We start from the raw sequence: 23722 nt of genomic DNA on the forward strand, positions 1-23722 counted from the left end.
TTCTATTTTGTTTAAACATACTCAAAAATGACGATATGTGTTTGAGGGACTTTGGAAATTGTGCAAGAGATCTCCTTGCACAATTCTTGTTACTTACGAGCCGGTTTCGTACCACTATATCCACTCTTTCCATGGAACCAATTAGCCCCTTGACCGACAAGCCACAGGTAATAATCCGATGCCAGTTCAGGCTCGATACCGACAAACTTTCCTTCCCCATTCAATGGCGTTTCGCCTTCCTTGCGGGTTTTGAAAATGGCGGTGCCTTCATCCACCTCGTCAAACATGGCTACGTACAATGCTTCGGCGCCGGATAGTTTTGCCCCGGAGATTTGCTGCCACAGGAACTCGCCCTTATTGCGTGGGATTTGGTTGTAAAGGGATTTGTCGTTTTTGAGATTGCCCCAGCTGAAACCCGGGAAAACAAGAGGTGCGTAATCGATCTTGTTGGTTTTACACCACGTAATGTCGGCGGGGAGATTCGGACCGGCCACGCTCGTGTAGGTCGACGCATTGTAACGTCCAACGGCCCAGGGCATGATGATGTCGGCCTGCTTGATGACAGTGTGCAGCAACGGCGAGTTTTCGGTATCGCGACCGAGTTCGCGCCAATAATAGGGCACACCCAGGAGAATAGAGGCTTTTTTGGTCGGACCCTTTATTTTTTCTACCAGCTTCTGAATGTCAGCGATCGTGTATTTCCGGCCATCGTTGAAGCCTACCCCCCAAATAGCTAACAGCGGCCGGCCATTATGGCGGAGAAAGGTCGGGTTTTCCTGGCCGTCGAAGAGTTTGAATTGCTGTTGCAGCTCTTCCCAATCTTTGGCAATAAAATCCATATCCGCCGAAGTCGCGCCGCTGAGATCGTACATAATGCTGATCGCACGGCCGTATTTTTTGGAAGCTTTCAATGCATTGGCAAGCACTTTGTTGAAATGCCGCTTACCACTTTCACCTTTCACTTCCACCACAAAACGCTGCATATACACACCATCGATGCCGTGCTCTTTCATCCATTTGAAATGCAGGTCCACACTTTCTTCATCGTAGGGACTGTAAACCTTGGCTACCTCGCCATTGGCATATTTGAATGCGGTATTGTAGGTTTTAGGATATTCTGAAACATCCGGCCAAAAGTCGATCGAAGCAAATCCCGGTTCGAATTTGCCGCCTTTCTGATAGTGGTGGAAACCGCGTCCCGCGCCGTCGCCTTCTGCCGTGAACCAGCCCTGATAGCCTGCCATAACAAGGCCTTTGTAACTTTTAAAAAGAGAATGCGATTCGTCGTATTTGACTTCTTCTACCGGCTTCGGGTCATCGTTTTCAGAGGCATTATCATCACCGCCTTTGCAGCTTAGGGAAAAGACGGAAAGGCAGAGTAGAAGTTTGAGTAATTTCATGAAAATGTATTTTTTACAAAAAAAGCGTCCGGGTTTGTACCGCCCGGACGCCACTGATTTTACAATGCAACCCTTACGGCTTTCGCATAATTAAACTTAGATTCTGGCGCATCGATAATGGCCCCGGCGCGGAAAAAATACTGGTTTCCCGTTTTAAGAACATTGCTATTGGACGGCAAATCGATTTCCACCTGGTAAACCTTATTAGGGTCAATGGCACCATTGATCTCCTGCTCGGCCAATGCCACGCGCAGAGGCTCACCAACGGATGGTTCCGGATGCGCGTACAAGCCAATCTTACGCACATTGTTGATCACCGTTTGCTGCAATTTGAACTTCGCAACGATTTTCGTACCCACTTTTTCGATGCTTGCTTCTTTCACACGAATATAAGGTTGCACTTTAAAATCGAGCTTTGTTTCTCCTTTAACGCTCACCTCCTGGGCGGTCACTGGCACAAAATTCCCGCGCACGGGCGTGATTGTGTACGTGTTCGCAAAGATGAGGTTGTTGCGATAGGAGCCGTCGTTTTTGATGATCATCGTTTGTTTGGTCTGCGAGGCATAGCCTTGCTCGATGAATTCGATGGTGCTTCCTCGGATAATATCCTGCTCGACAGGCTCATTGGTGTCGATGTCCAGGAATGTGCCGTACAGTTGCGAATCAGGCGCAGGATAGTTATCAATGCTGCATGCACCCGCACCGAGAAGCAGGAGCAGGGCGGAAATATGGATCGTTAGTTTTTTCATAGTTTTAATACTGCGGGTTTTGAACCAGACCGTTAGCTCCTATGCCTGGAATGTAACGGTAATACTGACGGTAATCGAATGTTGAAGGATTGCTGCGCGGCACGTTAATACGGACGAAGATGTATTTCGCGGGTGTTACGCGAAGGTCGAGGATCGGCAGCAATGCATGGCGCATGGTGTTGTTGAACAACGTGTGGTACTCGCGACGGCGGATCAGGTCCCAGAAACGTTTATTCTCGAATGCAAGCTCCACGCGCCTTTCACGGATCACATTGTTGATCGTCAGCGGAATCTCGGTTTTGTGACCGGCGCGGCGACGGATGTCGTTCAGTGCCTTGGCTCCTTTTACTTTGTCTCCTGTTCCACTTTCTGCAATCGCTTCGGCATAGATCAGCAGGATCTCGGCATAACGGAAGTCGGCGAAGTCGGTCACGCACTGGTTCCATCCTGGTGCGATATTCAAACCTTCATTCAAAAACTTCTTGAAACTCACGCCGGTACGCGTATTGTTACCGCCCCAGGTATCGAAACCGGAATATTGTGTCCGATCGGCTGAGCCGTAAGTATAATAGGTCTTTCCGTTATGCGTGAACGGGTCGCCACCCATGATCTGTGCCGCGCCGTCGGGTTTGATGAAACCTGCCTGGATGACGATTTTCTGGCCTTTCCAATTCGTGCCTGGCAGGATCATTGTGGCCCACATGCGCGCGTCCCTGCCTTTGAAGATATCGTTTTCAGTATCAAACCTTTTGTATTGTTTGGATGCATTGAAGCCCGTGTAATCTGTCGCGTCATTCGCGGCACCAGAGGTACTGACGGGCGCGCTTTCGCCTGGCTTATCGTAGCTTTCGTAGGCATCCATCAGTTCCAGCGTCGGGTTCATACGCCCCGGGTGCGGCCAGCCGTTGGCGGTTTGGTTGGGCTGGAACCAGATTCCATAATTGTGCCCTGTTCCAGAGCCTGGTCTTGCATAGCCTTTGATGAAAATAGCTTCTTCCGGTGCATTGTTCGGGTCTTCGAAAAGCAGGCGGTAGTTGTTGGCTGCTTCCTCTGGCGTCGCCGGATTAGGTTTATATAAACCAAACTTGCCCGAATTGATGACCGCTTCCGAAGCGTCTGCGGCTGCTTTGTAATACTCGGCCGCAGCGGATTTATCCAACCCAACCAGTTTCTGGTCTACCGCCGTTCCTGAAATCGGGGCACGGTCGCTGTACTTGGCGAGCGATGCAGCATGTAAGGCTGCGCGGGCTTTTAATGCATAAGCTACCCATTTGGTCGCACGTCGTTCTCCGCCAGGCCATGAGTCACCGAGGCTTGAAATGGCCGTGTCACATTCTTTGAGTACAAAATCCCAGGTTTCCTTCTCGGTGCTGCGCGGTACTTTCAATGCTTCCACGTCGCCTTCGTATTTCTGCACGGAGGTGATCAAAGGCACGCCACCGTACCGTTTTACCAGGGCAAAGTAAGCATAAGCACGGATGAATGCGCTTTCTCCGACCAATGCCTTGCGCTCTTCCTCATTAACATCCAGTGTAGGGATGATGTCAATCAGGATATTGACATCGCGGATCAGCTTGTAACCCTGGTCCCACCATTGGAAATCGTCGTTGCCGATAAAATCGCCGAATTCGGTATGTACAGCCTCGTCAGTGGACATGGCGGGCGCAAAACCGCCGTTGTTCGGATCACCGGTGTTCCAGTTGAAGCCCTGGCGGAAGAATGTGAAATCCTCTGTCGGCAGCTGGTAATACAGGTTGGCCATATACAGTTTCACGCCTTCCGGGTTCGAGAAGAGGTTCTCGCCCTGCAATTTGTCCAACGGCTGCTTGTCGAGCACGTTGCCGCAACTCATCGCCACCAGTACGACCAGCAGGGTTAGGGTATGTTTTAAATATCTCATTATCAATTAAAATTAAAATTTGACATTGATCCCGAAGTTGTAGCTCCGCGTAACAGGGTAGGTAAGCCCCGCACCGAACAAGCCTTCCACTTTTTCCGGATCGAACGGTTTCACGAACGAATCGGCCCAGGTGAAAATGTTGTGCGCATTGCCATACACGCGAACATCGCTGATACCGATCTTTTTAAGCCAGCCCAGATTGAAAGTGTAGCCGAGCTGTGCACTTTTGAAACGCAGATAGGAAGCGTCCTTCCGCCATGCACCGCTCTCGGCGTACATCGCGCCTACATTATAGTTGAAACGGGAAGCGGGCCAGGTGCCGGGAATCCATTGACCGTCTTCGGACTGCTGCCATCTGTCATAGAAATACTCCGGCGTATTGCCGCGGAATGCGAACACTTCGGCATACACCTCGCGGAAGCGCACGCTGTACTTGCCCGAGCCCTGGAACAATGCAGTAAAATCGAAACCTTTCCAGGATGCATTCAATGTTACACCATAGTACATTTTAGGATCGCCTCCGAAGAACAATGGAATAGCATCGTTACCGTCGATAATACCATTGCCGTCCACATCCTTGTATCTGAAATCGCCGGGCAATTCGCGGGTGTTGCCTAGGTCTCCGTTCTGGATCGGGGCGTAAACGATCTCGTCCTTGTTCTGAAACTGGCCTTCGAGCTGGTAAGCCCATACGACGTCGTTCCATCGGTTGGTCGCACCGCCGCGCCATTTGTCCATGCTGCTCAGAAACTCGCCGCGTTCTACATAACGGTTCTGCGTACGTGCAAAATTGAAGTTACCCGAAATGCCGTATTTGAAATCGCGGATCTGTCCATTGTAAGCAGCCGAAAACTCAATCCCGCGTACGCGGTCGCTGTTCAGGTTTTCCTCGGGCAATGTACCGCCGAAGGTGTTCGGAAGCGATACGTTGCGGCGTGCGAGCAACCCTTTGCGGTCGCGCTGGTAGATGTCGAAAGTGAAGTCGATTTTGTTATCCCACAATCCGACGTCGATCCCGATGTCCTGGATGTTCGATTTGAACCAGGTCAGTTTTTCATTCACGATGGCCGGGGAAGCAGCCCCGGTGGTGTAATTGCCGTTGGTAAACTCATATCCACCGCCGCCAGTGAGCGAGAAGCCCGGTACATATTGAAATGGTGCTCCGGCATCGGCACCTACCAGACCATACGAACCTCTCAGTTTCAGGTTTGAAATGAATGGAATCTGTTTCAGGAAAGCTTCCTCGGAAACCCGCCAACCGGCTGATACTACCGGGAACAAGCCCCAGCGGCGATCGGGATGGTAACGGTATGAACCGTCGTAGCGTGCCGCCACTTCAAGCAGGTACTTTTCTTTGAAATCATAATTCAAACGGCCTACATACGATTGGCTCGCATATTCCGACTCGGAGCCGCTCGTCGTCTGGTTGTTCAATCCGGCCTGGTCGATCTGGTCGTTGGTGAAAAACGCATACTCGCGGCCCAGCCCCGCCCAGCGGTTGTGCGATTCCTGCTGCTCGTAAACCAGCGTCGCTCCGAGGTTATGATTCTTGGCGATGACGGTGTTGTAAAGCAACTGTCCCTGGAAAGTGATGCGGTTGTTGTCGGTAAAATTATTGCCGATCCGCGATGGGTTCCGCTGCGTATGGGCGGTGTATTTGTCCGTTGCCGCGTCGTAGGTATAAAGGTTGTAAGCCTTCGAAACCGACTTCGCGCGATAGTTATTGCTGTCGTAAGCTACCAAGCCTTTAATGCGGAGTCCGGGAACAAACGGTATTGTGTAGGTCAATGCAAATGTTGACTGGAAAAACTTGTTGACCTCCTGTGAGTAGCCGGTCAGTTCCCTGTTTGCCAATGCCACCGGGTTATAGCCGCCGCTCAGCAATGCGGGGTACCGCGGGTTATCGTTCGCGTAAGGACGCTCGGTCGGCAGCGCAATGCGGGTTCCTTTGTAAATGTTAAAAAAGTTATCGCCCGGCTGTTCACGCTTATCAAACAGCCCTGAAAGGATCAGGTCCGCTTTCAGATTTTTGGTTAAATCAATGCCTACATTGGAACGGAAAGTGTATTTCTGATACCCCATATCACCGCTTTTGAGCAGCCCGTTTTCTTTCTGATAGCCGAAGCTGGTAAAGTAACTGACCACCCCTTCACCACCCGACGCGGAAATAAAATGCTGTTGTTGGCTGGCCGACTTGTTCAAAGTCTCCTTATACCAATCGGTGCCTTGGTAACCCGGTGCGCCGCTGCGGAACTTCTCGATTTCTTCGGGTGTGTAAACCGGGTTTTCGCCGAGGTTCTTAGCCGCGTCATTCCGCATTTCCGCCCATTGTAATGCGCTGGTCATTTTGGGAACGTCGGTGGGGCTCTGGCGGCCATACACCATATTATAGCTGAATTGCGGCTTACCCTGCTTTCCTTTTTTCGTCGTCACGATCACCACACCATTTCCGGCACGGATACCGAAGATCGCCGCCGAAGCATCTTTCAGCACGGAAATGCTTTCAATGTCGTCGGGGTTGATCTTCTGGAATTCATAACCGCCGTCGCGCGCCACACCATCCACCACATACAACGGCTCGCCAAAGCCGCGTATATTAATATTCGTGCTGAACGAACCGGGTTCGCCGGAGTTCTGACGGATTTGTACACCGGCCACTTTTCCTTGCAGGCTTTGCGCGAGGCTGGTGTGGGTGGTAGTCTTGATCTGTTCGGAAACAATGTTCGAAATCGCGCCTGTGAGCGTTTGCTTACGCTGCGTACCATAGCCGACAACGACCACTTCCTGTAACTCATCGCTGCTAGGGTCCAGTTTCACATCGAAATTCGTACGGTTGCCCACCGCAATTTCCTGACGTTTGTAGCCCAGAAAGCTCACAATGATCACCGAACCTGATTTGGGCACGGAAAGCGAAAATTTTCCATTGACATCCGTTGTCGTACCTTTCGCGGTGCCTTGCAATACAATGCTTGCTCCGGGGATGGCGCTGTTTTTCTCGTCCTTTACTTCGCCGCTGATGAGCGTTTCGTCCGCGGCCGTTTGCGCAAATGCTGCGACTTGTACGAGCAGCGTTACGCACAATGCAATGCACACGCGCCAGAGCGCCGTTGGTAAAATGTGCCTGCATATGGGTTTTGATAGAAGTTGTTTGTTCATACCGTAGGGTTAAGTTCCTGTTCGTTTAAATCAATTGTTGCTTTGAATTTCGCTGCCCTCGTCGGGGCTGCATGGAGTTCGGCTTACTGCATAGTTTTCTATTCTCGCACGGGCCGGTGCGGATCTTGCGATAGTTAAATTGTGAATGGGATGGATGATAAACGGTCGGCCAAAACCGTGGGTCAAAGTAATCGGGGGCTAATTAAGAAATGGTTAACAAAGCATTAACAAGGTTTTGTTAATATTTTGACCTACTATACTGATATTGTGACAGTTGGCTTATTGATGAGATTTTTGGGGTATTGGATGGGGTAAATTTTTTATCCGAAAAATAATTTTTTCAAAAAAGCTGCAAATAATTTTGAGCATCCCGAACATTTCCTCTCCTTCGTAGTCACTTTCATCATCAACAAACTTTCCTCATGGACCAAAAGACACTTGGCGAGTCCCGCGTGCGGACAAGCTTCAATCCTTCCAGCGACGGCACTGTCGATCAAATCAAGCAAAAGGCAGCAGAGTTAATAAACCTCGTCGAGGGGTTGAGGACAACGGGCATTGCCGGCGAAAAGGCTCGGCTGATCTCGCTCGCCCAGACAGACATCGAGAGTGCCGCAATGTGGGCTGTAAAGGCTGCTACCTGCTAAGGCGAATCGATATGAAAGTCGTCGTTCAGTTTTCGGGAGGTAAGGATTCTCTTGCATGTCTTCTTTGGGCTGTTGAGAAGTTTGGAAAGGGCGTCATAGCGGTATTTTGCGATACTCAATGGGAGCATGAATACACTTACCAACATATCCGAGAGGTTATTGGCAAGTTGGGTATCAAGATGGTTATTTTGAAGGGGACAAGTTCGTTTGTCGATCTGGCGAAGAGGAAAAACCGATTCCCATCGACAAAAGCTCGGTTTTGCACCGAAGAGCTTAAAGTAAAGCCATTCATCGACTGGTTGCTTGCTCAACAAGATAATTTCATGGTGATTCAGGGCATTCGAAAAGACGAAAGTGCTGCGCGATCCAAGATGCAAAGTCAGTGCACTTTTTTCCGGCATTATTTTGAGCCCTACAAATTTGATAAAAATGGAAAGCCGCGGTTTCATTCATATCGTAAGAGTGATGTGAAGGATTTCTGTTCGAAATATGCGCACGACATCATTCGCCCAATTTTCGAATGGACTGCGAAGGATGTCTTCGAATTTATCGATGCGAAGGGTTTTCAGCCCAATCCTCTATATAAGCTTGGATTTAAGCGTGTCGGTTGCTTCCCATGTATTATGTGCACGCATGGCGAGTTAAAAGAAATTGCCGAGTCATTTCCTGAGACTCTGGAAAAGTTACAAGACGCGGAGATGTATGTTGGTCGATCGTTCTTTCCACCCAAATACATCCCTCCCTATCGGTGCGAGAATGGTAGTTACCCAAGTGTTAAGGAGGCGGTCGACTATGTGACAGGCGATCGAGGGCAGGCTAAACTTTTTGAAACATCTGCATGCAAATCATTTTACTCTTTGTGTGAATAAATAAGATCTCAGCTGCGGGTACTCACTCCTTTGGGCAGATGAGCGGACCTAGCCGTTCGACTCGGCGCGCAGCGCAAACTTCATCAACACCATCATGATAACAAAAGAAGAAATCGAGTCGGCAAGGAAGGTATTTAACGAGTGGAAAAACTCTGGCGACATTAACTTCCTTTCTTGGATTGATTATCAACTCTCAACCGGAAATAATCCGGTAGCGACAGATACGGCGAATTACTGCGTAACGGGGCCACTGCTGCCCTCGATTGCTCCTCTAAGTTTTGAAAGCGTTGCTCCTCAGAATGAAAACCCTAAGGAGGTGGATGATATCCGAGATTTGTTGTATTCAATTGAGCGCTGGTATGGGGTAGACGCCGAGAAGGAGGCTTTCTTTTGGCAGATTATTGAAAAATATGCTGACTCAATGGTGGAAAAATTGATCCCGTCAGCGCCGCCATTTGCTTAGGTGAAATTGAACAGATATTTTCTCTTCGCCGCCTTATGAAGCATTCATTCAAATTCGACGGTATAGTACGGTACGTGAATGCAGCCGAGTCGCCATTCAAACAAGTTGTTTTTAATGCTGAGTGCGAAATCATTTGTGCTATCAATGAAAACTCGTTTGTGGACTTTGATGCGGACCGGATAAAGGAGGTGATCGATGATCATGAAAAGAGCGAAGGCGCTAGTTATTTTATTTAGCCGGGAGTTGCAGTTAATCGCCTGTATAGGATGGGAGCGATACGTTGAACTATGGATCAGAAAGCTAAATCGAAATGACCAGAAAGCAATTTAATACGTATGCGTCAATTGCTAAGCCAGGAGATGTTTTTCGAATAAAAACGGCTCGTCACTGGGAGCGATTGATAGGGTGGGGAGGTCATTTTTGGATTGATGCCACTTTCGTTTCGTTCAATGGTTTAGAAGCAGTTTTCATGAATAACGCCGACAATTCAAGGAGAATATATGTCACGTTTCGACAGATCAAATCTGGCCAAACTTCTGTGATGTGGACTAATGACAGTGCGTTTAGAGTAAATAAACCCGCCGCGCTCACAAAAGAGAAAACGGTGAGTATGTGGGGAAATGCCGCGTACAAGCATTATTAACTAAATCGAACATGGACACCCTTGAATCAATGTCATTAAGCTGCTCAGAAGCATTAAAAAAGTGGGTGGAAGATCACGATGGCGAACTGCCTCATAGCATTGCCATTCATCCCGTCACAAGGAAATTGCAAATCCCGCAGGTGGGAGATTCTTTGGAGGATGTGAGGATCAACTATGGCCCGTTCAAGATCACCTTTATCGCAAATTCGGCGATACCGGAGGGTGCGGGAATAATGATGCCGAAGCCACTCCCACTGTTTGAATTTGACCCGATTGAGATGTTATCAGAAAGCGAAGATGATGGGAAAGTGAAGATGTCTTTTAGTGCAAAAGGATGGATAAAGTGAGAAGTTTTGCGAAAGGTGGGTTTGTATATAATCCTGACGTTACCGCGGGATCGAATCTGGATCAAGGCCCATTCAATCCGGAAATGGTAATTACTGGGTCAACGAAGGTAAGCGGCCCGAAGCTTCGGGGTTTACTCGCATCCATGTCGCATAAGCCCCATCCAAGGCCTGCCGCGTTGGACCTGATCCGTGACCGGATGAAAAAAGATTTGCCGGCAGAGTTGAATGCGAAGTGCGATACCGACCCAGACCTTTTTGCTGTTGTTGCGGGAATTTTATGGATTACAGCAGTGCGGGTTGCCGAAGGGAAGGATGCCGAAATTTACGAATTGATCAAAGATGTGAAGGTCGATGATGTTGTTCCTGATTTTAAGGCGGCTTGTGAGCGGTACAAGGAAAAAAATGCAGAACGCCTATCAAGTGGCTCAAATTTGAGTTCTGTCTGAACCTCAGATAATTAGACAATTCTGATATTGAATAACCAATTTTGGGTATTCAATATCAGAAAGTTATAAAATGACATAAAAGCCAGGGAATCCGGGAATCTAAGCCAAAAGCCTGACCCTGCGGCACACATGGACAAAGAGGGCCGTGCTGCGCAATCCCGGAAAACTTTGAAATCATCAACAAAAAAGACATATGGAAAAGACATTGGAAGCAATACAAGCAGCGCTTGGTCGTAAGCTCAAAGGCGCAGAGAAAGAGATTTTCGCCATCACCAAAAATGATGACCGTTATGAGTTTCGAGTCGGCGACAATGGATTTCTCGAAGCTCACGCCATTAAACAGGTGATCGAGCCGCAACAGCATTAAAGAAGTAAGTGAGGTATTCGACTAAATGACGGCGGGTTGTCGCCCACCGATAAGGGCTTAGATAAGATATGTTGGTCGCCTCTTCAACTCGAAGGCTTTCATATTGGAGTGTGTCGTCGAATGGTAAGATTAGGAGGCACATCTAAGCAAAGACGGAATAGAGAGAAAACGCACTCGGGTGCGCCTCCACTGCTAACGGAGTGGTCCGGTAAAACGGATGGGGATCAGGGCCTCTTCTCTCTGCGATGGTGATCAATGTTGATGCAATGAGGGGCAGACTTCTGCCCCGATTTGTATTTCCTGCGGCGCCACAATTAACACTTCATCATCAAACAAACAGCAATGGATAGCCCGGACATTCTATCACTTTACAAGCTTAGACCAGGCCAAAAGGTCATCATTGAAGTCGAAGTATTAAACCAGGACGATAATACATGTGTCAGCGCTGCCGTCACTACTAGGGATCCGGCTGGCCGTCGTGCGCTTGAAGGGTATTTCAAGGTAAACCGGATTGAGTCGGTAGCAAGTCAAGGTTAATAATTACGTAACGGCAATGGAAGTGACGATTGAATTCGAACTGACTGATTTCGGTGACAGCTTCCTTTTAGGGGTTCAAATGGCTTATGGTGAGTATCCTGGCAAAGGGTCTTTCCATATGCTTGCGTTTGGGTTCCTCTTATTCACTGTCAACATCTATAAATGGAAGTAGGTATCGGTAAACGATCGGCCGCCGACGTCCGCAAGATCCGGAATAGTAGAGTGTGGCGCGATCGGATCCGGCCCGATCAGCTTCGGCGATTCCCTTACTGTCAGAAGTGCGATAAGAAAGGAATTCTAAAAGAAGCGGTTGAGGTGGATCATATCATTCCATTGGAACAAGGTGGAGAACCGCTGGATTCGAAGAACCTGCAAAGCTTATGTAAGCGGTGCCACATCTTAAAGAGCTCAGATGAAGCTAGGAAACGACAGCGAATATCATGACAGTAGAACAGCTTGAAGTGGGCAACAGCCTATTTGCGGAGATACAGAAGCGAGAGCTAGTCGTTGCCAATCTAGTTCGGGAGCTGGACAACCATACTCTTAGTAGTTCTGATGCGCATGATATGATTGTCCGCCTTATTGACATGGAGACTGCTGCACTGGAAGGATCGAGGCGCGCGTTTGCTGACCTTGGTGAGTAGACCTGACAATCGGAATAATCATATGTTTTTGGGTGTCAATTACGGAATGAGACGCACATCGACACGGGAAAGTACAATTTTTTATCAAAAAGGCCGTTTCTAGCGTTTTGAAGGTGTAGTAGTAGTACGACACGGGGGGTGGGTCAAAAGTCTGAACCGAACCCACTGACAACGTCCGCCGCCCTCAGACGTACACCGTGTCAAAATTCAGGGGAGGGGGTACCCGACGATTTTTCAAATTTTTCGACTTATGCCGGCAGGGAGACCAAACAAGCCAACCGCGTTAAAAAAGCTGGAAGGCACATTTCGGAAGGATAGGGCAGTGATTAACGAGATCATGCCAGCTAATTTGGAGTATATTCCATCCCCTCCAAAATTCCTCGATAAGGATGCAAAAAAGGAATGGAAAAGTGTATGTCAGGAACTGATTGATTTGCAGATGTTGCACAGGGTTGACCTGGCTTTGTTGGCTGCCTATTGTTCTGAAATATCCAATTACATCAACGCGGTTCGAAAGCTTCGGGAAACCGGGGAAGTGCTAACCATTACCCGCGATGACGGATCTGCGTATTCAATGCCGTCGCCCTGGAATGCAATTAAAAACACATATCTAAAAAATGCACGAGAGATAGCATCACAGTTCGGATTTACACCCTCAGCCCGAACTAAAATTAACGGAAGCAAGAAAGGCGAGGAGGACCCTTTCGACACAATGCTGAATCTTGACCGATGAACAAACTTGAAACAGCCCTGCAATACGCGGAGGATGTTCGAGATGGAAAGATTCTTGTCAATAAATACATCAAGCTTGCTATTGAGCGCCACTTCCGTGATTTAGAAAATGCGGAAGTAAAAGGCTGGTACTTTTCAGACAAGTCCGCTCAAAAAGCACTCATGTTCTTTGATTTTCTTGTCCTCACCAAAGGGGTAACGAAGGCGAACGTTCCGAAGGAACAGATCAATCCTGACGGGTCAATCCGATTTCAGCTCGCGCCTTGGCAAGCATTCATGATTGCATCCATATTCGGATGGAAGAAGATTGTCAATAATAAGCGCCGTTTTACCGAAGCATATATAGAAATTCCTAAGAAAAATGGGAAAAGTACAATTGCGTCTGGAATAGCAAACCTAATGCTGATTGCAGATAGGGAAGCTGGGCCAGAGGTTTATTTCGGAGCTTACACCAGGGATCAGGCCGGCATTTGTTTTGATGAGGCTGTCGCCCAAATCAAAGACAGCCGGGCGCTCAAAAGCAGGGTGACGATACTTAAAAATACGGTCACCGTCGCTAGTACCCGCGCAAAAATGATGGCTGTATCTCACGATGCAGACAACACCGAGGGCAAGAACGGGCACTGCACGATCATTGATGAGTACCACGTGCATAAGTCCGACAAGGTTAAAGATTCCTTATCGACAGGTCAATCCGCCCGCGAGCAGCCCTTGCAGTTCGTGATCACCACGGCCGGGTACAACCTGCAAGGACCATGTTATAGGCATAGAGGTATCTGCATCGACATGCTTGAAAATAAGCACGATCTGGATCACCTGTTCTGTCTGATTTATGGCATCGATGAGGACGATGATTGGAGGGATGAGCGCAATTGGGTAAAAGCCAACCCGACAATTGGGGTTACGACCAAAATTGAAAAACTCCGGGAAGAATTCGCTATGGCGCTTCGGTCCGGATCTAAGGAGGTTGATTTTAAGACCAAGCGTTTAAACCTATGGGTTGCCGCGGAATCCACTTGGATACCGAACGATACATGGATGAAAGGTGCTGATCCTAAGTTTGTGCCTCCTCGCGGCTCGGTATGTTATGGCGGGATAGATTTGGGTCGAACAAATGACGTATCATCTTTTGCGTTGTATTTCCCGGCTTTCAATTATTTGGTAGTCAAACATTATGTAGCCTCGGAAGCTGCGGAATATGCAGAGCGGGGCGGCATTAGCTATAACGATTGGATACGTGATGGTCATTTGATATCCACGAAAGGCAAAACAACTGATTATGAATTCATTCTCGATGACATTTTTGAGGCGGCCGATGAATGGACGATTAACTTTATAGGGTTTGACCCGGCCGGAGCCCAGCTTTTCAGGGACCGTTTATCAGACGCGATGGGAACCATTTATGCCCCAGAGAAAGGTGATGATGGTAAAATAAAATGGAATCATCATGATAAAGTCCAGGCTTTCAAGCAAGGACACCAGTCATTTGGGCCGCCCACGGCGCTGCTCGAAGAGTTGGCCATAAAGGAAGCAATTAAACATGACGGCAACCCAGTTACCGCTTGGATGCTCGGTAATGTTGTGGTGGTTGCAGACCATGCCGGCAATATCCGGCCGACAAAGTCAAAATCAAAGGACAAAATAGATGGCATCGTGGCTAGCATTATGGCGCTGGGGATGATGGCTAAATGGCATCATATGTTAACATCGAAGAAAAAAATCGCTGTATGGTAGTCTCAAATGAAGACTTGACTTTAACTCGGGAAGGCTTCATCAAGTTATTTTATAACTTAAAAAAGCAAGGTTTTTCTTCTAAAAAAGCATTTGTAAAAATAGATGAGATGTGTCGAGAGCAAGGTTTCAAACCGAGGTTTTCTTCATTTGAATCATTTAAAGACTCATTTTATAGTTCGATGGTAAAAAAGTAAGGAATCCTTACCGTTTTTTAATTTTTCTATACTCTAATTTGTATCAAATCATATCGTTTTGGGAAATCTTCTGATAGACTGGTATAACAGGATTGTCGGGCGATCATCAGACTCAGAATCGCGGAATCAATCTGGCGGATCTGCCAGTTTGAAGGATGACGCAGCCTTGGCAAGACTACTCGGTTTCGACCGAATTTATGCGCGGGCTAACAGTCGTACCGCGATGGGGATTTCTACGTTCTTTGGATGTGTGAGATTGATTGTCAACTTGACGTCATCGACGCCGATAGGGGTTTTTAAATATCTGGCTGGCGGCGGTAGTGAACCAAGGCCTGACCACCAACTAGATTATCTGTTATCTGTCCGGCCTAATCCGCAAATGGCCCCGATAATTGCGATTGCGACCATGGTTATCAATTTTAAGGTACATGGTGCTGCAATTGCGAAGATTGTTCGGGACAATAATAGAAGGCCAATCGGGATTTTCCCGATCCCGACTCAATGTGTGAATTTCATAGAAGATCCCAACACCGGGGTTTACTTCTTTCAAATCACCATTAATGGAACGAATGAGGTTTTATCCGAAGATGATATAATTTACTTAAAAGACCTGAGTTTTGATGGTCGTATAGGGACATCCGTTATTGACTGGCAGGCGGCAGTAATTAAGCTTGATGCATTGACACATAAGTTCGCTGAAAACTACTACGAAAAGGGTACGTTCATTGGCGGATTTCTTGAAACACCACTGGATGCTGACGATGAGGATGCCGCAAAGGAATACAAAAAGCGAGTTATTGAGTCGGTAAGTGGGAAAGATGGCGGTTTAGGTCTCGCAATTCTCGGGCCTGGCATCAAATGGCATCCGGTTTCGCGTACTCCGCTTGAATCTCAGTTGGTTGAGATATTCAATAAGTCGGACAAAGATATTGCCAAAATGTTTGGCGTGCCGCTTTCGCTTATTGGCGACACTGAAAAGCAGACGTCTTGGGGGACCGGTGTTGAGCAAATGTTTATCGGGCTTACAAGGACAGTGATCATGCCGATTGCGATTCAATTTGAGCAAGAGGTTAGGTATAAATGCTTCCGGACTGATGAAATTAAGGCGGGGTATTACATCAAATTCAATTTCAATGGCCTCTTGCGAGGTGATTCAACGCAGTTTAGCAATTTCGTCCGCGCTATGGTTAATTCTGGGCTTTATAGCATTGATGAAGTCAGGGCTTTGCAAGAAATGCCCCCACTCCCAGACGGTTTAGGTGCCCGAAATATGGTGCAAGGAGCGATGGTGCCGCTGGAACTGCTGGAATACTTTATAACGTCAAAAAATAAGCAAAATATCAGTGGAAAAACGGATAATTCCGCAAGCCAATAGCGAAGTCCGTGCAGTGACGGGCGAAGATGGCATCGATCACATCGTTGGAAACGGCGTTGTGTTTGAACAGAGATCACACCTTCTCGGAGGTTGGTTTTACGAGGAGATTGTCAGTGGTGCAGCTGATTCAGCGAATACCGACTTGCTCGTTTCTTGCTTTAACCATGATTTGAATTACGTTTTGGGGAATCTCGAAAATAGAACTATGTCAATCGATATCACTCCGACGCATATTCGGTACGATAACATCGCCCCAACCACGACAATTATCCGAGAACTGGTCGGGGAGCCGATTAAACGAGGGGATATCAGAGGTAGTTCTTTTTGGTTCGATGTTGCCGATAATGGTAGTGAGTGGATCGAGTTGCCGGATGGATATTGGCTCCGAAGAGTTCACGTCATTGATACAATCTATGAGATGGGTCCGGTCACAATGGCGGCCTACCCGCAAACGACCACCGATATAGCCAAACGATCATTTGATCAGTTTGAGCAGGCCCGCAAGGCAGCAGTAACCCGCAGTCTCCGACAGCTGGCAGACATGAAAATGCGGCTTTTGAGGCTGAAATAATAAAGAATTTTCATCAACAAATAAAAACCAAAATCAGTATCATGGGAAAGTCCGTAAAGGAACTACGTGATCTGTATGCTGCGAAAATGGAAGCGGCGGAAACTGCTTCCAGGGTCGGAGATTCAGAAAAACGCGATTTGACCGCAGAAGAGTTTACAGCTTTCGAAAAATTGGAAGAAGAGGCTCAGGATATCAAGCGTCAGCTTGACCAAGCTGAAAAATTGGAAAAATTTCAGCAACAACGCGCCGCTGGCAATGCCGCAGCAGGTGGAGGAGTTCCGGGAAACAAGGCATCATCTGACGGCGATCAGAGAGATTTATCGAAATTCAGCATTGCTCGCTTGGTGCAACGGAAAATCGAGGGTTTGTCACTCGATGGTATCGAGGATGAGGTCGTAAAGGAGGGTTTTGCAGAGGCCGCTAGAAGGGGTATTATGCCTGCTGGTAACGTTGTGATCCCTTATGAGTTGTTTGCGATGAATAAGGAGGGGCGTGACATGATCCAGGCCGGGTTGATGGCTAAACGTGATTTGACCGCTACTGGCGGCACGAATGGGGATCAAGGAGGTATCACTGTGAGCACTCAGGTAGGTCGTTTGCTGAACGCACTGTTCAATAAAGTAGTGCTTCGCCAAATGGGTGCAACCTTTCTTCCGAACTTGTCTGGCAACCTGGATATCCCTCGTTTGGTAAAAGGGACTTCTCCTACTTACAAAACAGAGACAGGAGCTGCCGACGAAACAAGCCCAACTTTGACCAAAGCTTCCTTGGTGCCTCACCGGCTGCCAACCTTTATTGAGGTTACCAGCCAATTGCTGCGCCAATCGCAGGAAAACTTGGAGCAAATCCTTATGAGCTACTTGATTGATGAGTTATCGTCCATCTTTGACCGCATGGGTATCCAAGGTTCTGGATCAGCCAACCAACCAACGGGAATTTTGAACACCGTAGGCATTGGGGCAGTTTTTGCCGGAGGTGCTGCTTCTAATGCCACAAATGCCAATGGTGCCGCGCCTGTTTGGGCTGATTTCCCTAATCTTTACCGGGAAATCGCGGTAGATAATGCCGATGTCGACAGCATGGGGTACCTGGTTAACCCACTGATGGTTGCCAAGTTGCAAACCACAGAGAAAGCGTCTAACACTGCGGTGTTTATTATGCCAGAAGGAGCGAAAACCATTAATGGCATGAAAGCGGGCGTTACCAACAACGTTCCATCGAACTTAACAAAAGGTACATCTACTGACTGCTCTGCGGCAATCTTCGGAAACTTCCGCGATTTGTGGATGGGTACATGGGGTGGTATTGATCTTATGATCAACCCATATTCTCGTGACACTGAGGGTATCGTTCGTATCAATGCTGCCATGTTTGGTGACTGCGCTGTTGTTCGTCCCGAGTCATTCTCGGCTGGCAAAGACTTCAAAGTGTAATAATTGGTAGAGGGTCACAAAGCCCTTTACCTCTTTTTCAAACCAACAATCGAAAAGCAATGAAGAAGATCACATTTTTGAAACCACATCACCTTTTTTCTTACTTCCCCGGCGATACGGTTTCGATAGAAACAAAGCAGGCAGAAGCCTTGATAGCGACCGGCTATGCGGCCTCTGCGAAAGATGTTGAGGTAGTGGATCCGGTTGAGGAACAGAAGGAGGTGGTTGATGAAACCCTGAAAGCCGAATTGGTAGATCATAAGGAAGACGAACTCGCCAAAAAGGAAGCTGAAAAACAAGTGGTCACCAAGGCAGGCAAGTAATTTCCAATGAGCCAAAAGACTTATCCATTTCTGACTACCAAGTATCAAGCCAGCCCTATATCTGTTGAACAGGTCAAGGGTTGGCTTCGATTGGATATTTCAGATTTTACGGATGAGGATTCTAAAATTCAAAGTTTGACCTTGGCTGCGATAGATTACGTCGAAACCAGGTGCAACATCTCGCTTGGCGTTTCCGATTATCAATGGAATGTGTCATGCTTGCCAACTGAATTCATTGATAAATTCCATGTGGTTTCGATAACGAAGGTTGAAGGCGTACAGGATGGTATTTTTACGGAAATACCATCAATGTATTACACCCTGACCCGATTAAGCGAAAGGCGTTATGGAGTAACTTGGAGCTCTGGTTTTTATTCAGACGCGAGCGCATTCAAAATCACTTTTAAAGCTGGTTTTGAAGAGGACAAAATCCCGCCGAGATTGATCCAAGCTATTAGGGCATTGATTGCGGAGTGGTACGACGATCCAGGCGATTACGTCAGTGAAAAAAGGACTTTGGTCGATAAATTGATCAGCACTTACCGGATTCCATATGCGGGATAGACGAGACAGAAGGAGAGGAATTGGGATCTATGATCGCAGAATCCAGATTTTGGAGCCGGTTTCCGAAGCTAACGATTACAACGAGGACCAATTGTCTTTTGAGGTAAAGTATGGCAGCTTCCCAGCGGGGAAACTCGATAGCGTCTCTGAGGTAAATGAAGCCATGGAAGGTCAGGTAATTCAGTCGGCAGCACGGGTAGATTGGCAATTGCGTTTTGTTCCGGACATCGGCATAAAGACATCTTGGAAGATTAAGGATCTGTTTTCCGGTCTTACCTATCAAGTGATTGCGCCAATTCAGGAGATTGGACGACGTGAGGCATGGTTGGTTAAAACTCAGATCGTGGAATGAGCGTCAAGGTAGATTTGTCGGAGCTTGAAAAGCTTGCACGTGGACTTGCAACATACTGGTCTATTTTGCCAAAATCTGTCTCGAATACAGCATTGAGAACTGCGGCTCGTCCGATGTTAAAATCTGCACAGCGTCTGGTTCCGGTTGGTGACCGGTTGAAGAGTAAGCGCGCCGGAGCAACCAAACGGGGCTTGCGGATAAAAATTGTCCAGCCAGCTACCGACGAAAATTCGAGGGTGTTGGTTGGGGTGTCAAAAAATAAAGGAGAGGCCGGTCGCAGAACAAATCTTATAACGAGAGGTTTCACTGATCGAGGAGGAAGGTTTCATAGAGCGAGAGACTTTTTGAAGGACGCCTACGACTATACAATAGAGATCGTTCGGGACAACTATGGCCGCGAAGTCCTGGTATCGTTCAAAAAGTGGGCATTGAAAAATCTACCAAGAGGTAAATTTTAATGATAACGAGAGCATTCATTCAGAAACTCCTTGCGACGTCCTACGTAACGGCCCTGGTAGGAACGCGTGTATACCCAAACGTAATCAAGGAGGATGCTAAGCTTCCGGCGGTGTATGTGTTTGCTGACGGCATGGAGGATGAAGCATGTTACGACCCTCAATCCACTAAAAATGGATCGGTCGAAATTGGTGTTTTAGCGAATTCATATCAGGAAGTTTCGAACGCCATGGCGGCTATTAGATTGGCTCTCGACAAATTTCAAGGCGTCGTTTCAAATGTCGGAATTGTCATTATGAGCGGTCGGGAGGTGACGGATGGCTATGACGAAAAGCTTAAAGCGCACATCAAGGTAGTAGAATACTCGGCGATGGCCGAACAGAGATAAAATTTCATCAACAAACTATTTTAAATCATGCCAGCAAGAACCGTATCCACCGTGAGGGGAAATGAAACCACTCTCGCGGTAGACAAAGCAGACAACGATACGTTTGTTGTCATCAAGTGCGCCACGGACATCAATATGACCAGTGAATTGGAAAAACTGGAAGCAAACTGTTACGGAGGCAATGAAATCCTAGTTTCGGGTAATGATCCCATCCCGGCGTTTACCATTAATGGTATCGTGAAGGAGTATCCGACAGATGAGGAAGCTACTAACGTCTCAGGCAATGATTTAGAGGACTGGCATTACTCGAAGGTTGCAAAAGAGTTTAAATATGCTCGTGGAATGACCGGAGACCGTGTAAGAACCTTTCTTGGGTTTGTATCGGCTTACGGGGAAGCTGGTACCGCAAATGGTTTACAAACATATAGTGCGACCATATCGGCTATGAAAAAGCCTACATTCACCACGGCGACTTAATCATTTCATTTTCATCAACAAGCTATTGGGACTGGTTATCCAGTCCCAATCAAACTAAATCGTTATGTCGAAAAATAAAGCTACCTCCGAACCTGAGAAGGTTCCTGTTATTCGCGCGGAGACTAAATTTAATATCCTTCTTGGCGAAAACACCTACCTGGTTGAATTTGGGACAAATTCTTTCATACGCATTAAAGAGTGCAGGCCCGAATTGCCCACTGCATTCGACGTCATGGATGAAATGCTTCCTTATGAGGCAATTCCATTCCTTTTAGATTGCGCAATAAGTCCCAAAAACAAGGATTGGACCAGCTACGAGCAGTTTTTGGGGTTGTATGATGAGTGCGAAGATGTCGAGGCGCTTGCAAAAGTTCTTCCTGGTTATTTGAGCGCGATCGGGGTAGTATCAAAAAAGCTTCAACCCGCACTCGCGGCACTCGCGGCGCTTCAAGAAAAAAGCGCAAAATAACATTTGACCCAGACGATTGGTTTCGGGCTGCGGGTCTTATGGGGTTATCCCCTTCTGAGATGGATTCCGTTACCCCATATCAATTCAACCTGCTGCGGGAGGGCTTTAATCAGCGTCAAAAATTTGAATTAGACCGGTCTAAGTACATAGCCTATTGGGTGTATAAGATGGCTGGTAAGGTGGTAGAAGATCCGGTAGGCTTGCAAGACTTCATAGATCCTCCTGAGAATGAGGGTCAAGATTTGGAGTCTTACATCAAGGAGAGGTTTACTCCGGAAAAAATGGAGCAATACGACAAACTATTTAATCCAGGCAAGCATGGCGGGTGAATTGGGCGCGGCTAATATTCGTATAGGAGCGACCATCAAAGATTTATTGGATGGAATGAGGCAAGTATCTGCCTCGGTAAAAACTACTGTCTATGATGTAAACGCCCGCCTGTCTGACAGCTATAAGCGAGCGGCGAAGGAGCAGGCTCTTTTTCGTGGCGGACTTGGTAAGTTAAGTGACGACCTATCTAGTCTAGGAGGTAAATTATCACAATTTGTAACCCTCCCTACATTATTTGCGGGTGGAAAGGCATTCAAGGATTTTGCCGATCTCCAAAAATTAGAGATCGGTTTGAAGCAATACGGGGAGAGCCTAAAAACAGTAAAAGAGCTTGCAAAGTTACCTAACGTCAATGTTGAAGGCGCGGCACAATCGTTGGTTCAACTACGAGCAATCGGAGTCGAATCAAAGTTGGCTCAGCGTGGCATCACGGCTTTTGCAAATGCTATTACTGCCGCAGGTAAGTCATCAACAGATCTTCAACCGGCTCTCGCGAACATTGCGCAAATGCTCTCGACAAATGTGGTGTCGGCAGCTGACGTCAAAGAGCTGGCAAATCGCATCCCGCAAGCCAGGAAGGCGCTGATTGCCGCGTTCGGGACGGCTAGCGGAGAGGAGTTGACAAAATTAGGCGTCGAGAACGTTGTACGTGGATTGATTGAGCAATTGGAAAAGCTTCCAAAGGTTGGATCAGGGGCTGCTACCGCGATGGAACAGTTTCAAGATTCCATGAAGTTTGTATCGGCCACAATGGGCGAATCGATTAACAGAGCGTTTAACCTCACGGAAAATATAAAAGGACTTGGCGATTGGGTTGAAAAGCTAACCGAAGGATTCAAGAGTCTTAGTCCGAATATTCAAGATCAGATTATCAAATTCGGGGCGTTGGCCGCAGTAATCGGGCCGACGCTTATCGGCGTAGCGCAGCTTATCAAGCTCGCGCCACTATTAGCAAGCGGTTTTTCATTAATTGGCGGGCCAATAACGATAGCCGTGACCGCGCTGGCTTCGTTCATTATTTACTATAAAGACATAATCAAGTTGCTAGAAGGCGCTGCGATTAAGTTTGTAGGCATAAATAATGCGTTGAAATCGAATCCGCTAACTATGCCATTTTCTGCTTCCAAGGGTGGAGTGGCGGATGTTACTGCAAATGGAATATTGGCTCAGAATGCAAAATGGCGGCAACAGGAAAGAGCTTCCGAGCGACGGGCCTTGCGAGAGGAGAATGAGCGAAACAGGGAAATAGCCAATGCTCAGTCGTCGGCTCAAAAGTCAGTAGCTGCGTCGGCCACTGTTGCGGCTGAGGCCTACGAGAAGATGTCCGATGCGGCATTCCAGATTTGGCAGATTGATCTTGCCTCAAAATGGAAGAATGAGCAAGAGTCTTTAAAAGCAGCAATCCAAGGTTACAAAGAGCTTATGGGTGTTGTTGCCAGTCTAAAAGTAAGCCCATTAGCATCAAAAGGAATGAATTTTGGCGGACCGGCACTTGGGTCGTTTGCTGGGGCTGCTGCTACTATGGATGACACCATAGGTAAAATCAAAAACACCGAGACCGAATTTACGAAGTCGTCCAGAAAGATAAAGGCGGATATGGACTGGCTCAATTCGGAACTAACCGATAGTTGGGCTGCATTAAAAGCCAATATTGGTATCGCCTTCTCAGAGGGGATTGGAGACCTAATGAGCGGAATGGATGGGAGCATGAAAAGTCTCGGGCAAAATATCCTTGGAATTTTTGCCGACATACTTTCTAATCTTGGAAAGGCCATGATTACGTGGGCCGCGACTGTCACAACGGCTAAACTGGCTTTAAAATCCTTGAATCCATACATAGCTGCTGCTGCTGGTGCCGCTGCGCTTATTGCGAGTAAGGTGTTGAAAAATCAGATGACCAAAACTCCAAAGTTTGCAACAGGGGCGGCAGTCTATGGGCCGATGACCGCAATCGTTGGTGACAACCCTAATGCCCGGCATGACCCTGAGCTTATCGCTCCTGCAAGTAAGGTAGATAAATACATTGAAAAAAGCATCAAAACCCACGGCGGTGGCGGGGGAGCCTCTGTTTTTATCCCTGATATAGTGCTGAGGGGTGAAGATATGTACATCTCCTTCAAACGAGTGGAAAAAAGGAATAAGGCAATTTTTGGCTAATA

Annotated in this window: 27 protein-coding genes; 23 read left to right on the forward strand and 4 right to left on the reverse strand. The window is 47.5% G+C overall.

What is annotated here, in order from left to right; genetic code table 11:
- Positions 1-89: 89 nt before the first annotated feature.
- Genes LZD49_RS28500 through LZD49_RS28515 form a run of 4 tightly spaced genes read right to left on the reverse strand, consistent with a single transcriptional unit; the run spans position 90 to position 7205 of the window.
- Positions 90-1400, reverse strand: coding sequence for a glycoside hydrolase family 71/99-like protein (locus tag LZD49_RS28500; RefSeq protein ID WP_234671279.1), 1311 nt, complete (start codon positions 1398-1400; stop codon positions 90-92).
- 59 nt (positions 1401-1459) lie between these two features.
- Complete coding sequence (locus tag LZD49_RS28505; RefSeq protein WP_234671280.1) at positions 1460-2149, reverse strand: DUF3823 domain-containing protein; 690 nt, start codon at positions 2147-2149, stop codon at positions 1460-1462.
- 4 nt (positions 2150-2153) lie between these two features.
- Entirely contained in the window at positions 2154-4049 is a 1896-nt protein-coding gene (locus tag LZD49_RS28510) for a RagB/SusD family nutrient uptake outer membrane protein (RefSeq protein WP_234671281.1), read from the reverse strand.
- A 12-nt stretch (positions 4050-4061) separates the two neighbouring features.
- Positions 4062-7205 (reverse strand): TonB-dependent receptor, encoded by a 3144-nt coding sequence (locus LZD49_RS28515; protein WP_234671282.1) that lies wholly within the window; start codon positions 7203-7205, stop codon positions 4062-4064.
- A 422-nt stretch (positions 7206-7627) separates the two neighbouring features.
- On the opposite strand from LZD49_RS28515, the gene LZD49_RS28520 reads away from it, so the two are divergent.
- From LZD49_RS28520 to LZD49_RS28625, 23 genes are all read left to right on the forward strand, one after another.
- Entirely contained in the window at positions 7628-7849 is a 222-nt protein-coding gene (locus LZD49_RS28520; RefSeq protein ID WP_234671284.1) for a hypothetical protein, read from the forward strand.
- Positions 7850-7860: 11 nt separating this feature from the next.
- A complete protein-coding gene (locus tag LZD49_RS28525; protein ID WP_234671286.1) occupies positions 7861-8718 on the forward strand; it encodes a phosphoadenosine phosphosulfate reductase family protein in 858 nt (285 codons plus the stop codon).
- A 94-nt stretch (positions 8719-8812) separates the two neighbouring features.
- Positions 8813-9181: a hypothetical protein gene (locus LZD49_RS28530; protein WP_234671288.1), complete on the forward strand. Its 369-nt coding sequence runs from the start codon at positions 8813-8815 to the stop codon at positions 9179-9181.
- Positions 9182-9216: 35 nt separating this feature from the next.
- Positions 9217-9417, forward strand: coding sequence for a hypothetical protein (locus LZD49_RS28535; protein WP_234671290.1), 201 nt, complete (start codon positions 9217-9219; stop codon positions 9415-9417).
- Between the two features lie 418 nt (positions 9418-9835).
- Positions 9836-10171: a hypothetical protein gene (locus LZD49_RS28540; protein ID WP_234671292.1), complete on the forward strand. Its 336-nt coding sequence runs from the start codon at positions 9836-9838 to the stop codon at positions 10169-10171.
- Between the two features lie 197 nt (positions 10172-10368).
- Positions 10369-10617: a hypothetical protein gene (locus LZD49_RS28545; protein WP_234671294.1), complete on the forward strand. Its 249-nt coding sequence runs from the start codon at positions 10369-10371 to the stop codon at positions 10615-10617.
- 193 nt (positions 10618-10810) lie between these two features.
- On the forward strand, positions 10811-10984 hold the full coding sequence (locus tag LZD49_RS28550) for a hypothetical protein (protein WP_234671295.1): 174 nt from the start codon (positions 10811-10813) through the stop codon (positions 10982-10984).
- A 553-nt stretch (positions 10985-11537) separates the two neighbouring features.
- A complete protein-coding gene (locus tag LZD49_RS28555; protein ID WP_234671297.1) occupies positions 11538-11693 on the forward strand; it encodes a hypothetical protein in 156 nt (51 codons plus the stop codon).
- Positions 11684-11965: an HNH endonuclease signature motif containing protein gene (locus LZD49_RS36155; RefSeq protein ID WP_409021357.1), complete on the forward strand. Its 282-nt coding sequence runs from the start codon at positions 11684-11686 to the stop codon at positions 11963-11965. The genes LZD49_RS28555 and LZD49_RS36155 overlap by 10 nt, the downstream gene beginning before the upstream one ends.
- A 450-nt stretch (positions 11966-12415) precedes the next feature.
- Positions 12416-12898, forward strand: a complete 483-nt coding sequence (locus LZD49_RS28560) for a phage terminase small subunit P27 family (RefSeq protein ID WP_234671299.1) — start codon at positions 12416-12418, stop codon at positions 12896-12898.
- Positions 12895-14631, forward strand: coding sequence for a terminase large subunit (locus tag LZD49_RS28565; RefSeq protein ID WP_234671301.1), 1737 nt, complete (start codon positions 12895-12897; stop codon positions 14629-14631). Before LZD49_RS28560 ends, LZD49_RS28565 begins: the two co-directional genes overlap by 4 nt.
- 252 nt (positions 14632-14883) lie before the next feature.
- Positions 14884-16200 carry a phage portal protein gene (locus LZD49_RS28570; RefSeq protein WP_234671303.1) on the forward strand — a complete coding sequence of 439 codons (1317 nt, stop codon included), beginning with the start codon at positions 14884-14886 and terminating at the stop codon, positions 16198-16200.
- Complete coding sequence (locus LZD49_RS28575) at positions 16169-16771, forward strand: HK97 family phage prohead protease (protein ID WP_234671304.1); 603 nt, start codon at positions 16169-16171, stop codon at positions 16769-16771. The genes LZD49_RS28570 and LZD49_RS28575 overlap by 32 nt, the downstream gene beginning before the upstream one ends.
- A 41-nt stretch (positions 16772-16812) precedes the next feature.
- On the forward strand, positions 16813-18204 hold the full coding sequence (locus LZD49_RS28580; protein WP_234671305.1) for a phage major capsid protein: 1392 nt from the start codon (positions 16813-16815) through the stop codon (positions 18202-18204).
- Positions 18205-18263: 59 nt separating this feature from the next.
- Positions 18264-18527, forward strand: coding sequence for a hypothetical protein (locus tag LZD49_RS28585; protein ID WP_234671306.1), 264 nt, complete (start codon positions 18264-18266; stop codon positions 18525-18527).
- 6 nt (positions 18528-18533) lie between these two features.
- Positions 18534-19091 (forward strand): phage head-tail connector protein, encoded by a 558-nt coding sequence (locus LZD49_RS28590; RefSeq protein ID WP_234671307.1) that lies wholly within the window; start codon positions 18534-18536, stop codon positions 19089-19091.
- Positions 19081-19443 (forward strand): head-tail adaptor protein, encoded by a 363-nt coding sequence (locus tag LZD49_RS28595; RefSeq protein WP_234671308.1) that lies wholly within the window; start codon positions 19081-19083, stop codon positions 19441-19443. Before LZD49_RS28590 ends, LZD49_RS28595 begins: the two co-directional genes overlap by 11 nt.
- Entirely contained in the window at positions 19440-19901 is a 462-nt protein-coding gene (locus tag LZD49_RS28600) for a hypothetical protein (RefSeq protein WP_234671309.1), read from the forward strand. Before LZD49_RS28595 ends, LZD49_RS28600 begins: the two co-directional genes overlap by 4 nt.
- On the forward strand, positions 19901-20287 hold the full coding sequence (locus LZD49_RS28605; RefSeq protein ID WP_234671310.1) for a DUF3168 domain-containing protein: 387 nt from the start codon (positions 19901-19903) through the stop codon (positions 20285-20287). The genes LZD49_RS28600 and LZD49_RS28605 overlap by 1 nt, the downstream gene beginning before the upstream one ends.
- A 27-nt stretch (positions 20288-20314) precedes the next feature.
- Positions 20315-20764 carry a hypothetical protein gene (locus LZD49_RS28610; RefSeq protein WP_234671311.1) on the forward strand — a complete coding sequence of 150 codons (450 nt, stop codon included), beginning with the start codon at positions 20315-20317 and terminating at the stop codon, positions 20762-20764.
- Positions 20765-20828: 64 nt separating this feature from the next.
- On the forward strand, positions 20829-21233 hold the full coding sequence (locus tag LZD49_RS28615) for a hypothetical protein (protein WP_234671312.1): 405 nt from the start codon (positions 20829-20831) through the stop codon (positions 21231-21233).
- A 59-nt stretch (positions 21234-21292) separates the two neighbouring features.
- On the forward strand, positions 21293-21562 hold the full coding sequence (locus LZD49_RS28620; protein WP_234671314.1) for a hypothetical protein: 270 nt from the start codon (positions 21293-21295) through the stop codon (positions 21560-21562).
- Positions 21552-23720 carry a tape measure protein gene (locus LZD49_RS28625; RefSeq protein ID WP_234671316.1) on the forward strand — a complete coding sequence of 723 codons (2169 nt, stop codon included), beginning with the start codon at positions 21552-21554 and terminating at the stop codon, positions 23718-23720. The genes LZD49_RS28620 and LZD49_RS28625 overlap by 11 nt, the downstream gene beginning before the upstream one ends.
- Positions 23721-23722 lie beyond the last annotated feature (2 nt).

Origin of the sequence: Dyadobacter sp. CY261 (assembly GCF_021440085.1) — a bacterium.
GTDB lineage: Bacteria > Bacteroidota > Bacteroidia > Cytophagales > Spirosomataceae > Dyadobacter.